The sequence below is a fragment of the Pseudomonas sp. IT-P171 genome, from assembly GCF_949767765.1.
GTDB classification, from domain to species: domain Bacteria; phylum Pseudomonadota; class Gammaproteobacteria; order Pseudomonadales; family Pseudomonadaceae; genus Aquipseudomonas; species Aquipseudomonas fluorescens_B.
This window is the reverse complement of record NZ_CATKQN010000001.1, coordinates 16,532-28,614: the sequence shown is the minus strand read 5'-3', so window position 1 is coordinate 28,614 and position 12,083 is coordinate 16,532. Positions and strand designations below refer to the sequence as shown.

13 protein-coding genes are annotated in these 12,083 nt (G+C 59.9%); 11 read left to right on the top strand and 2 right to left on the bottom strand.

All coding sequences use genetic code 11. The features are described 5' to 3' along the window. The first annotated feature begins 60 nt into the window (after nt 1–60). On the top strand, nt 61–1,179 hold the full coding sequence (proB, locus tag ACM6I5_RS00145; RefSeq protein WP_017340857.1) for a glutamate 5-kinase: 1,119 nt from the start codon (nt 61–63) through the stop codon (nt 1,177–1,179). 12 nt (nt 1,180–1,191) lie between these two features. Next, nucleotides 1,192–1,656 carry a CreA family protein gene (locus tag ACM6I5_RS00140; protein WP_017340856.1) on the top strand — a complete coding sequence of 155 codons (465 nt, stop codon included), beginning with the start codon at nt 1,192–1,194 and terminating at the stop codon, nt 1,654–1,656. 185 nt (nt 1,657–1,841) lie between these two features. On the opposite strand, the gene rpsT is transcribed toward ACM6I5_RS00140, so the two are convergent. Continuing rightward, nucleotides 1,842–2,120: a 30S ribosomal protein S20 gene (rpsT, locus tag ACM6I5_RS00135; protein ID WP_008154937.1), complete on the bottom strand. Its 279-nt coding sequence runs from the start codon at nt 2,118–2,120 to the stop codon at nt 1,842–1,844. A 252-nt stretch (nt 2,121–2,372) separates the two neighbouring features. Between rpsT and murJ the strand changes: the two genes are divergently transcribed. The 6 genes from murJ (at nt 2,373) to ispH (ending at nt 9,797) form a co-directional block, all read left to right on the top strand. Continuing rightward, nucleotides 2,373–3,911 (top strand): murein biosynthesis integral membrane protein MurJ, encoded by a 1,539-nt coding sequence (gene murJ, locus ACM6I5_RS00130; RefSeq protein WP_414882974.1) that lies wholly within the window; start codon nt 2,373–2,375, stop codon nt 3,909–3,911. Between the two features lie 129 nt (nt 3,912–4,040). After that, nucleotides 4,041–4,991 (top strand): bifunctional riboflavin kinase/FAD synthetase, encoded by a 951-nt coding sequence (ribF, locus tag ACM6I5_RS00125; protein ID WP_414882973.1) that lies wholly within the window; start codon nt 4,041–4,043, stop codon nt 4,989–4,991. Next, nucleotides 4,992–7,823: an isoleucine--tRNA ligase gene (ileS, locus tag ACM6I5_RS00120; RefSeq protein ID WP_017340853.1), complete on the top strand. Its 2,832-nt coding sequence runs from the start codon at nt 4,992–4,994 to the stop codon at nt 7,821–7,823. After that, complete coding sequence (gene lspA / locus ACM6I5_RS00115) at nt 7,816–8,328, top strand: signal peptidase II (RefSeq protein ID WP_017340852.1); 513 nt, start codon at nt 7,816–7,818, stop codon at nt 8,326–8,328. Before ileS ends, lspA begins: the two co-directional genes overlap by 8 nt. A 7-nt stretch (nt 8,329–8,335) precedes the next feature. After that, complete coding sequence (gene fkpB, locus ACM6I5_RS00110; protein ID WP_193393009.1) at nt 8,336–8,773, top strand: FKBP-type peptidyl-prolyl cis-trans isomerase; 438 nt, start codon at nt 8,336–8,338, stop codon at nt 8,771–8,773. A gap of 76 nt (nt 8,774–8,849) precedes the next feature. Beyond that, nucleotides 8,850–9,797, top strand: coding sequence for a 4-hydroxy-3-methylbut-2-enyl diphosphate reductase (gene ispH, locus ACM6I5_RS00105; RefSeq protein WP_214378885.1), 948 nt, complete (start codon nt 8,850–8,852; stop codon nt 9,795–9,797). Here ispH and ACM6I5_RS00100 read toward each other — a convergent pair. Then, nucleotides 9,774–10,322 (bottom strand): GspH/FimT family protein, encoded by a 549-nt coding sequence (locus tag ACM6I5_RS00100; RefSeq protein WP_017340849.1) that lies wholly within the window; start codon nt 10,320–10,322, stop codon nt 9,774–9,776. The genes ispH and ACM6I5_RS00100 overlap by 24 nt on opposite strands. 131 nt (nt 10,323–10,453) lie before the next feature. Here ACM6I5_RS00100 and ACM6I5_RS00095 point away from each other — a divergent pair, with 131 nt between their 5' ends. Genes ACM6I5_RS00095 through ACM6I5_RS00085 form a run of 3 tightly spaced genes read left to right on the top strand, consistent with a single transcriptional unit; the run spans nt 10,454 to nt 12,083 of the window. Then, nucleotides 10,454–10,927 carry a GspH/FimT family pseudopilin gene (locus tag ACM6I5_RS00095; RefSeq protein WP_017340848.1) on the top strand — a complete coding sequence of 158 codons (474 nt, stop codon included), beginning with the start codon at nt 10,454–10,456 and terminating at the stop codon, nt 10,925–10,927. Then, nucleotides 10,924–11,373 carry a type IV pilus modification protein PilV gene (gene pilV, locus ACM6I5_RS00090; RefSeq protein ID WP_017340847.1) on the top strand — a complete coding sequence of 150 codons (450 nt, stop codon included), beginning with the start codon at nt 10,924–10,926 and terminating at the stop codon, nt 11,371–11,373. The genes ACM6I5_RS00095 and pilV overlap by 4 nt, the downstream gene beginning before the upstream one ends. Beyond that, on the top strand, nt 11,370–12,083 hold the full coding sequence (locus tag ACM6I5_RS00085; protein WP_414878317.1) for a PilW family protein: 714 nt from the start codon (nt 11,370–11,372) through the stop codon (nt 12,081–12,083). The genes pilV and ACM6I5_RS00085 overlap by 4 nt, the downstream gene beginning before the upstream one ends.

Genomic DNA, 12,083 nt, shown 5'->3' with positions numbered 1-12,083 from the left:
TCACGAATAACGTTACGGGCAGCGCTGGGTCGCGCTGTCCTCAAGCTAAGGTTGAAGATGATGCGGAGCAAGGTGACAGGTGCGCAGCGTTGGGTCGTGAAAATCGGCAGCGCTTTGCTGACGGCGGACGGCAAGGGCCTGGATCGCGCGGCAATGGGTGTCTGGGTTGAGCAGATGGTGGCCTTGCATGAGGCGGGCGTTGAGCTGGTGCTGGTGTCCTCCGGGGCGGTGGCAGCGGGCATGAGCCGTCTGGGCTGGACCGTACGACCCAGTGCGATGCACGAGTTGCAGGCGGCGGCCGCCATCGGTCAGATGGGCCTGGTTCAGGCCTGGGAATCGAGCTTTGCCGAGCATGGCCGGCATACCGCGCAGATTCTCCTGACGCACGACGACCTGTCCGACCGCAAGCGCTACCTGAACGCCCGCAGCACCTTGCGTGCCTTGGTCGAGTTGAAAGTGATCCCGGTGATCAACGAAAACGACACGGTGGTGACGGATGAAATCCGTTTCGGTGACAACGACACGCTGGCGGCGCTGGTGGCCAACCTGGTCGAAGCTGATTTGCTGGTGATCCTGACGGATCGCGACGGCATGTTCGATGCCGATCCGCGCAACAATCCCGATGCCAAGCTGATTTACGAAGCGCGCGCCGATGACCCGGCGCTGGACGCCGTGGCGGGTGGTACCGGCGGTGCGTTGGGGCGCGGCGGCATGCAAACCAAGTTGCGCGCGGCGCGTCTGGCGGCGCGTTCCGGTGCGCACACCATCATCGTTGGTGGACGCCTCGAGCGTGTCCTGGATCGCCTGAAGGCGGGCGAGCGTATCGGCACCTTGCTGTCGCCTGAGCGCGGCATGCTGGCAGCGCGCAAACAATGGCTGGCCGGCCATTTGCAAACCCGCGGCACGCTGGTGCTGGATGCGGGCGCGGTGACGGCGTTGTCCCAAGGCAACAAAAGCCTGCTGCCGGTCGGCGTCAAGCTGGTCCAGGGCAGTTTCCGTCGCGGCGAAATGGTGGTGTGTGTGGCGCCGGACGGTCGTGAGATCGCCCGTGGCCTGGCCAACTACAGCGCGCTGGAAGCGCAGAAAATCATCGGTCAGTCGTCTGAGGCGATTGTCGGTCTGTTGGGTTACATGGCGGAGCCGGAACTGGTTCACCGCGATAACCTGATCCTGGTCTGAAGGAATACCTGAATGCGCGTGACAAAAGGATTGTTGGGTCTGCTGTTGGTAATGCCGTTGCTGGCCTCGGCCGAGGAGATTGGCCAGGTGTCGACGGTGTTCAAGTTCGTCGGCCCGAATGACCGCATCGTGGTCGAGGCATTTGACGATCCGAAGGTGGAGGGCGTGACGTGCTACCTGTCGCGCGCCAAGACGGGTGGCGTGAAGGGTGGTCTGGGCCTGGCTGAGGATCGCGCTGAAGCGTCTATCGCCTGTCGTCAGGTGGGTCCGATCAACTTCAAGGGCGAGTTGAAGGATGGTGAAGAGGTGTTCAAGGAGCGCACCTCGCTGGTGTTCAAGACCATGCAGGTGGTGCGGTTCCTCGACAAGAAGCGCAATACGCTGGTGTACCTGGTCTACAGCGATCGCTTGATCGAGGGCAGCCCTCAGAATGCGGTGACGGCGATTCCGATTCTGCCGTGGACGCACGCTCAATAAGCTAGCAAAGATCCAAATTGTGGGAGCGAGCCTGCTCGCGATAGCGGACTTTCATTCAGCAGAGATGTTGAATGTTAGTCACTCATCGCGAGCAGGCTCGCTCCCACATTTTTTTGTCCTGTGTTTGCCAAATCACAGGCAATAAAAAACCGACCCTGGGGTCGGTTTTTCAACAAGCTTATCGCTTATGCGGCAACAGCAAGGTTCAGAGCCTTGACGTGACCGTTCAGGCGGCTCTTATGACGAGCAGCCTTGTTCTTGTGGATGATGCCTTTATCGGCCATACGGTCGATAACTGGCACGGCCAGAACGTAAGCAGCTTGAGCTTTTTCAGCGTCTTTTGCGTCGATGGCTTTAACTACATTCTTGATGTAGGTACGAACCATGGAACGCAGGCTGGCGTTGTGGCTGCGACGCTTCTCAGCCTGTTTTGCACGTTTTTTGGCGGAAGGTGTGTTGGCCACCGTCGAGCTCCTCGAAAGACTTTTTAGGAAATAGCAAACAAAATAGGCCGCGAATCATGCCGATGAGTTGATGTCTTGTCAAGGGCGGTTGAGACGTTCCGCTAAGTGGTAGGTATAAAGAGGCGGGATATTTATTTCCGGCGCTTGACCTGTAAACTCGCGAGCTTTGGCTCTGTGCTGCTGCGGCGCGGAGTATCGCATAAGTGGGCGCGTTGTTCGCCTGCTGTTTATCGACAGGCACAAACTCTTTCAATGAATCTGCTCAAATCGTTGGCCGCCGTCAGCTCTATCACGATGCTTTCCCGGATTCTGGGGTTCGTCCGTGACACCCTCATTGCGCGTACATTTGGCGCGGGGATGGCGACGGACGCCTTCTTCATCGCCTTCAAACTGCCCAATCTGCTGCGCCGGATCTTCGCCGAAGGGGCTTTTTCCCAGGCGTTCGTGCCGATTCTTGCCGAATATAAAAACCAGAAGGGCGAAGAGGCGACGCGCACTTTTGTTGCCTACGTCTCCGGTCTGCTGACGCTGGTGCTCGCCCTGGTCACTGCATTGGGCATGCTCGCGGCGCCATGGGTAATCTGGGCGACCGCGCCAGGTTTTACCGACACCCCGGAAAAATTCGAGCTGACCGCCAACCTGTTGCGGGTGACCTTTCCTTATATATTGCTGATCTCCCTGTCTTCGTTGGCCGGGGCGATTCTCAACACCTATAACCGCTTCTCGGTGCCGGCCTTCGTGCCGACCTTGCTCAACGTCAGCATGATCATCTTTTCGGTGTTCCTGACGCCGTACTTCGATCCACCGGTCATGGCCCTGGGCTGGGCGGTCCTGGCAGGTGGCCTGGCACAATTGCTTTACCAGCTGCCGCACCTGAAAAAAATCGGCATGCTGGTGCTGCCGCGCCTGAACCTGCGCGACAGCGGTGTCTGGCGGGTCATGAAACAAATGCTGCCGGCGATTCTCGGCGTTTCGGTGAGTCAGATTTCGCTGATCATCAACACCATTTTTGCCTCGTTCCTGGTTGCCGGTTCCGTGTCCTGGATGTATTACGCCGACCGCTTGATGGAATTGCCATCCGGGGTCCTGGGCGTGGCGTTGGGCACGATTCTGCTGCCGACCCTGGCCAAGACCTATGCCAGCAAGGACCGCGCCGAGTATTCGCGGATTCTCGATTGGGGCCTGCGCCTGTGCTTCATGCTGGTGTTGCCGTGCTCGCTGGCGCTGGGGATTCTGGCCGAGCCGCTGACGGTTTCGCTGTTCCAGTACGGCCAGTTCAGTGCCTTTGATGCCTCCATGACCCAGCGGGCGCTGATCGCCTATTCGGTCGGTTTGCTCGGAATTATTGTGATCAAAGTGCTGGCGCCAGGCTTTTATGCGCAACAAAACATCCGTACCCCGGTGAAAATCGCGATTTTCACGTTGGTCGTCACGCAGTTGTTCAACCTGGTGCTGATCGGCCCGCTGGCCCACGCCGGTCTGGCGCTGGCGATCAGCGTTGGTGCCTGCATCAACGCCGGGCTGCTGTTCTATCAACTGCGCAAGCAGCAGATGTATCAGCCGCAACCAGGCTGGGCGAAGTTTGGCGGCAAACTGGTGGTCGCGGTTGCGGTGATGTCTGCGGTGTTGCTGGCCGGAATGCACTTTATGCCGGCCTGGGATCAGGGCCACATGCTTGAGCGATTCCTGCGGCTGGGCGCTCTGGTAGGGGCTGGCGTGGTCTCGTATTTCGGCATGTTGCTGTTGATGGGCTTCCGTTTGCGCGACTTCAATCGCAAGGCGTTGAGCTGAGGCTTCGGCCTCGATAAACACGGGCGGGGCGGCGGTTTTGTCGGTTCGATCACTTTGGGTTACGGTGTTGCCTGTCGTCGGCCGCCGGGTGTGGTTATAATCGACCACTTTATGAGCAAGAAGCGCGTTATGCAGCTGGTTCGAGGCCTCCACAACCTGCGCCCCCAGCATCGGGGCTGTGTCGCCACTATTGGCAACTTTGACGGTGTTCACCGTGGCCACCAGGCTATCCTGGCGAGGCTGCGTGAGCGAGCGCTCGAGTTGAGCGTACCCAGCTGCGTGGTGATTTTCGAGCCGCAGCCGCGGGAGTTTTTCGCCCCGGATACGGCACCGGCCCGTCTGGCCCGTCTGCGAGACAAACTGCAGCTGCTGGCTGCCGAAGGTGTCGACCGGGTTCTGTGCCTGGCCTTCAACCAGCGCCTGAGCAAGCTCAGTGCCAGCGAGTTCGTCGATACCATTCTGGTGGACGGCCTCGGCGTCCAGCATCTGGAGGTCGGTGACGACTTCCGCTTCGGCTGTGACCGGGTAGGGGATTTCGATTTCCTGCAACAGGCCGGCGTCATGCAAGGCTTCACTGTCGAAGCGGCGCAAACCGTTGAGCTGGAGGGTATTCGCGTCAGCAGCACGCAGGTGCGAAATGCCCTGGCCGCTGCAGATTTTGCCTTGGCCGAACGCCTGCTCGGTCGTCCGTTCCAGATTACCGGGCGCGTGTTGCACGGCCAGAAGCTGGCGCGCCAACTGGGTACGCCCACCGCCAACATTCAACTCAAGCGTCGTCGTGTGCCGTTGTCCGGGGTTTACCTGGTCGACATCGACATCGACGGCAAGACCTGGCCAGGCGTCGCCAATATCGGCGTGCGGCCAACGGTCCAAGGGGATGGCAAGGCCCACCTCGAAGTCCATCTTTTAGATTTTGCCGGCGATCTGTATGACCGGCGTTTGACGGTGGTTTTCCACCAAAAGCTGCGTGAAGAGCAGCGTTTCGCCTCTCTGGAGGCGCTTAAGACGGCGATCAATGCGGATGTCGCCGCCGCCCGTGCCCTGTCGCACCTAGCGCCAATCGCTAATGAAGAGCCATAAATGACCGACTATAAAGCCACGCTAAACCTTCCGGACACCGCCTTCCCAATGAAGGCCGGCCTGCCTCAGCGCGAACCGCAGATTCTGCAGCGCTGGGACAGCATTGGCCTGTACGGTAAGTTGCGCGAAATTGGCAAGGATCGTCCGAAGTTCGTACTTCACGACGGTCCTCCGTACGCCAACGGCACGATTCACATCGGTCATGCGCTGAACAAGATCCTCAAGGACATGATCATTCGCTCGAAGACCCTGTCGGGTTTCGACGCGCCTTATGTTCCGGGCTGGGATTGCCACGGCCTGCCGATCGAGCACAAAGTCGAAGTGACCCACGGCAAGAACCTGGGCGCGGACAAGACCCGCGAACTGTGCCGTGCCTACGCCACCGAGCAGATCGAAGGCCAGAAGTCCGAGTTCATCCGCCTGGGCGTGTTGGGCGACTTCGCCAACCCGTACAAGACCATGGATTTCAAGAACGAGGCCGGTGAAATCCGCGCGCTCGCCGAAATCGTCAAGGGCGGTTTCGTGTTCAAGGGCCTCAAGCCTGTGAACTGGTGCTTTGACTGCGGTTCGGCCCTGGCTGAAGCGGAAGTCGAGTACGAGAACAAGAAGTCCTCGACCATCGACGTGGCGTTCCCGATTGCCGATGAAGCCAAACTGGCTGCCGCTTTCGGTCTGTCGTCCCTGGCCAAACCGGCTTCGATCGTGATCTGGACCACCACCCCGTGGACCATCCCGGCCAACCAGGCGCTGAACGTTCACCCGGAATTCAACTACGCCCTGGTCGATGTCGGCGACAAACTGCTGGTGTTGGCTGAAGAGCTGGTCGAATCCTGCCTGGCCCGTTACAGCCTGGAAGGCTCGGTCATCGCGACCACCACCGGTAAAGAACTGGAACTGATCAACTTCCGTCACCCGTTCTACGATCGCCTGTCGCCGGTTTACCTGGCCGACTACGTTGAACTGGGCGCCGGCACCGGCGTGGTTCACTCCTCGCCGGCCTACGGCGTAGACGACTTCGTGACCTGCAAGAAATATGGCATGGTCAACGATGACATCATCAATCCGGTTCAAAGCAACGGCGTTTACGTACCGTCGCTGGAGTTCTTCGGCGGCCAGTTCATCTGGAAAGCCAACCCGGCCATCGTCGACAAACTGACCGAAGTCGGTGCGCTGCTGCACACCACCATCATCGAACACAGCTACATGCACTGCTGGCGTCACAAGACTCCGTTGATCTATCGCGCCACCGCGCAGTGGTTCATCGGCATGGACAAAGAGCCTGCGACCGGCGAAACCCTGCGCAAGCGGGCGATCAAAGCCATCGAAGACACCAAGTTCGTTCCAGCCTGGGGCCAGGCGCGCCTGCACTCGATGATCGCCAACCGTCCGGACTGGTGCATCTCCCGTCAGCGCAACTGGGGCGTGCCGATCCCGTTCTTCCTGAACAAGGAAAGCGGCGAACTGCACCCGCGTACCGCCGAGCTGATGGAAGAAGTCGCCAAGCGCGTCGAAGTCGAAGGCATCGAAGCCTGGTTCAAGATGGACGCGGCCGAGTTGCTCGGTGACGAAGCGCCGCAGTACGACAAGATCAGCGACACCCTGGACGTCTGGTTCGATTCGGGTACCACGCATTGGCACGTCCTGCGCGGTTCGCACCCGATGGGCCACGAGACCGGCCCGCGTGCCGACCTGTACCTGGAGGGTTCGGACCAGCACCGCGGCTGGTTCCACTCGTCGCTGCTGACCGGTTGCGCCATCGACAACCACGCGCCGTACCGCGAGCTGCTGACCCACGGTTTCACCGTGGATGAGTCCGGTCGCAAAATGTCCAAATCGCTGGGCAACGTGATCGCGCCGCAAAAGGTCAACGACACCCTGGGTGCCGACATCATGCGTCTGTGGGTCGCTTCTACCGATTACTCGGGTGAAATGGCGGTGTCCGAGCAGATCCTGCAACGCAGTGCGGACGCCTACCGGCGGATCCGTAACACCGCGCGGTTCCTGCTCTCCAACCTGACCGGTTTCAACCCGGCCACCGACATCCTGCCGGCCGAAGAAATGCTCGCGCTGGACCGTTGGGCCGTGGACCGCACGCTGCTGCTGCAACGCGAGCTGCAAGAGCACTACGGCGAATACCGCTTCTGGAACGTCTACTCCAAGATCCACAACTTCTGCGTGCAGGAGCTGGGCGGTTTCTACCTCGATATCATCAAGGACCGTCAGTACACCACTGGCGCCAACAGCAAGGCCCGCCGTTCGGCGCAAACCGCGCTGTACCACATCTCCGAAGCGCTGGTGCGCTGGATCGCGCCGATCCTCGCGTTCACCGCCGACGAACTGTGGGAATACCTGCCGGGCGAGCGCAACGAATCGGTGATGCTCAACACCTGGTACGAAGGCCTGACCGAACTGCCGGAAAACGTTGAACTGGGCCGCGCCTACTGGGAGCGGATCATGGCGGTGAAGGTCGCTGTGAACAAGGAAATGGAAATCCAGCGCGCGGCCAAGGCCGTCGGTGGCAACCTGCAAGCCGAAGTGACGCTGTTTGCCGAAGACGCGCTGAGCGCCGACCTGGCCAAGCTGAGCAACGAACTGCGCTTCGTGCTGATCACCTCGACCGCCAGCGTTGCACCTTTTGTTCAGGCACCAGCGGACGCGGTAGTCACCGAAGTCAGCGGCCTGAAGCTGAAAATCGTCAAGTCGGCCTTCGCCAAGTGCGCCCGTTGCTGGCACTGCCGTGAAGACGTCGGCGTGAATCCGGAGCACCCGGAAATCTGCGGTCGTTGCGTCGACAACATCAGCGGCGCAGGCGAGGTTCGTCACTATGCCTAATGCCATTGGCCGTTTCGGACGGCTGGGCTGGCTCTGGTTGAGTTTGCTGGTCCTGGTCATCGACCAGGCCAGCAAGTTCTACTTTGAAGGCTCGCTGAAGATGTATCAGCAGATCGTGGTGATCCCCGATTACTTCAGCTGGACCCTGGCCTATAACACCGGCGCGGCGTTCAGCTTCCTGGCCGACAGCTCGGGCTGGCAGCGCTGGCTGTTTGCCCTGATCGCGGTCGTGGTCAGTGCGGTGCTGGTGGTGTGGCTCAAACGTCTGGGGCGCAACGAAACGTGGCTGGCCATTGCGCTGGCCCTGGTACTCGGTGGCGCGCTGGGCAATCTGTATGACCGCATTGCCCTGGGCCATGTGATCGATTTCATTCTGGTGCATTGGCAGAACCGCTGGTACTTCCCGGCGTTCAACTTTGCCGACAGTGCGATTACTGTGGGTGCGGTGATGCTGGCGCTGGACATGTTCAAATCCAAGAAAACCGGAGAAGCCGTTCATGACTGAACAGGTATTGGCTGAGCAACGCATCCGCCAGAACACGGAAGTCACCTTGCACTTTGCACTGCGCCTGGAGAACGGCGACACCGTCGACAGCACCTTCGACAAAGCCCCGGCGACCTTCAAGGTCGGCGACGGTAACCTGTTGCCAGGTTTCGAAGCGGCCCTGTTCGGCTTCAAGGCGGGCGACAAGCGTACGCTGACGATTCAGCCGGAAAACGCTTTTGGTCAGCCGAACCCGCAAAACGTACAGATCATCCCGCGCTCGCAGTTCAAGGACATGGAACTGTCACCGGGTTTGCTGGTGATCTTCAACGATGCGGCCAATACTGAGCTGCCTGGCGTTGTGAAAGAGTTCGATGACGAGCAAGTGACCATCGACTTCAACCATCCGCTGGCTGGCAAGACATTGACCTTTGACGTCGAGATCATCAGCGTCAAATCGTTGTAGATGCTTTTCTGTGGGAGCCGGCAAGCCGGTTCCTGCAATGATTTAATTTTCTTGCGCGCAAGACACGAGGCACAGCATGCAAATCAAACTCGCCAACCCCCGTGGCTTCTGCGCCGGTGTGGACCGGGCGATCGAAATCGTCAACCGCGCCCTGGAAGTCTTCGGGCCGCCGATCTATGTGCGCCACGAAGTGGTACACAACAAATTTGTCGTTGAAGACCTGCGTGCTCGCGGCGCGATCTTCGTCGAGGAACTGGATCAGGTGCCTGACGACGTCATCGTGATCTTCAGTGCCCACGGCGTTTCCCAGGCTGTACGCACCGAAGCTGCCGGCCGTGGCCTCAAAGTGTTCGACGCGACGTGCCCGCTGGTGACCAAGGTGCACATCGAAGTCGCGCGTTACAGCCGCGATGGCCGTGAATGCATTCTGATCGGCCACGCCGGTCACCCGGAAGTCGAAGGCACCATGGGCCAGTACGATGGCAGCAATGGTGGCGCGATCTATCTGGTCGAGGACGAAAAAGACGTTGCCGCGTTGCAGGTTCACAACCCCGAAAAACTGGCGTTCGTCACCCAGACTACCCTGTCCATGGACGATACCAGCCGCGTCATCGACGCCCTGCGTACGCGCTTTCCGGCGATCGGTGGTCCGCGCAAGGACGACATCTGCTACGCGACGCAAAACCGCCAGGATGCAGTCAAGCAACTGGCTGACGAATGCGATGTGGTGTTGGTGGTCGGCAGCCCGAACAGCTCCAACTCCAATCGCCTGCGTGAGCTGGCCGAGCGCATGGCCACCCCGGCCTACTTGATCGACGGCGCCGAAGACCTGCAAAAAAGCTGGTTCGATGGTGTCGAGCGTATCGGCATCACCGCGGGCGCTTCCGCTCCGGAAGTGCTGGTGCGTGGCGTGATTCAGCAACTGCAGGCCTGGGGCGCTACCGGTGCCGATGAGCTGGCCGGTCGTGAGGAGAACATCACGTTCTCCATGCCTAAAGAGTTACGCGTTCGTTCGCTGCTTTGATTTTTCTCCTTTCTCGCACAATGCCTGTGCCGTCTTATCGCTGCGCAGGCTGACTCGACCGGTTGCGGCCAGCACCACCTGAAGCTGGCTCACCGGCGCACGAGCATCGCAAAGGTGCAACGTTCCGGCTTGAAAAGCTTTTTTGGGCATCAGCGGCTCACCCAGACTGCTGAAACGTATGTATCGCCTGACCCACCAATTGCCGACAATCGGCACCCCGGTGCCGCTCGCGTGCTCGACCACAACCGGGTTGCTGCGGTCCTCCGACCCTTTTCCACTGATGTCGAGAATGATTCGCCAGCCCTGACCCCAATCGCCGTTGATGCCGTGAATCACAACGCTCTGATTGCGCGAGATAGCGAGGGTTCTGGCATTGCGTATACCGTTGATCAACGACTGCGCTGCTGCTTCTCGATGGTTCGATTCCGTAAGCGCTGCGAACGCCGGACTGACCAAATGCAGAACAATTCCGACAATCATCAGTCCCATGAGCAGTTCAACCAGACTGAAACCCTGCTGGCGCATGAAATCTCCCTCCCTGGAATGCGGTGGCCCGCGCAATCCTTGCGCGAGTAATGGCAAAACAACCGAACATCTGTCGGTCGAATGTTCTAGCGTGTAACAGCAGGTATAGCCGACGGCAACGGAGGGCACCGATGGGTCATCGTACAAAAGGTTTCACGCTGATCGAGTTGCTGGTCGCGCTCGCGGTCTTTCTGATCCTGATTACCCTGGCGGTGCCGGCGTTTACCCGTTCGGTGCAAGGCACCAAGGCAGACACCGAGATCGGCGATCTGCAGCGAGCTTTGAATTTCGCCCGACTCGAAGCCATCGACCGCGGCATTACTACCCGGGTGCGGCCAACGGCCGGCGGTAGCGTCTGGACCGGGGAACTGGCTGTCTACGACAGTACTGGCACGCCGGCCAATGTATTGCGGGTTGTTCCAGCGATGAGCAGCGGCGCAACTCTGACACTAACCTCAGGAGTGACCGCCATCGATTTCAACAATCTGGGGGGGCTGTCGGCACCGTCCACGACGGTGGTGATCAGCTATGTACTGGGGGCGCAAAGCAGGACGCTGAATGTGTGTTTGAACGGACGAATTCTATTGGGTGGAAGTTGCGGATGAGGGGATGGAGCAAGCGTGCACAGGAGGGCATGACGCTGATCGAGGTGCTGGTGGCGTTGTTGATTCTGAGCGTGGGCCTGTTGGGGGCGGCGGCGTTTCAGCTCAATGCGCTGAAGTACACCGACAGCTCGCGGATGACCAGCCAGGCCAGTTTCATCGCCTACGACATGATGGACCGCATCCGCGCCAACTCCGGCGCCGATTACACCGTCACGCCGCCGACGTCGGGCAACCTGAGTGTCGCGCGGGATCAGGACCTGTACGACTTCACCTCCAACATCGTCAATTTCCTCGGCAGCACCGCCACGGGCAGCGTCACGCTCAATCAGCGCGTGTACACCATCACCATCACCTGGGACGACTCCCGGGCAGCCAACACCGCCAATTCCCGCCGCAGCTTTGTGCTGACCAGTCGTGCCGCGGTCGATCCGGTGTCGACGCCATGAGCCGGCTCAACAGAGGTTTCGGCCTGATCGAAATGCTGATCGCCCTGGCGTTGAGCCTGGTCGTGGTACTCGGCGTGGCGCAGGTTTTTATCGCCGCCAAGAACACCTACGTCAGTCAGAACGCGGCGGCGAACATACAGGAAGATGCGCGTTTCGTGCTGAGCAAGATGATTCAGGAAATCCGCATGGTGGGGATGTTTGGTTGCCTGGGGACGATTACCGATGCCAGCGCGGGGGGAAGTTTTTATCTCAGCCAGGTAGCGCCGATCAGTTGGGACAATGCCACGCTCAAGCTGACCCTGGTGACGGCCGATGTGGGAGCAGGCGGCGGCACGCCGACCTGGACGGTGGTTTCCGATTGCCGAAACACGGCGACGGCTTATTCCAATGTGCAGTCTCCTGCGACGGGACAGCTGGCGTTTCCGATTCGGCGGCTGATCTACAGCCTCAAGAACGGGCAATTGACGATGGGCACTGGCATCGGGACGCCGGCTCAGGCGGTACTTATCGACAATGTCAGCAAATTCGACGTGAGCTTCGGTCTCGCTGCGTCGGCCACCGATACCGCCGCTTCCAGTTACAGCCCCAACCCATCCGACCCTGCGCGAATCCGTAGCGTGCGCCTGACACTGACGCTGAGAGATCCGGACAGTCGCGTTCGCGAGCAAACCTTCAACGCGGTTGCAGCATTGCGCAACCGCCTGCCATGA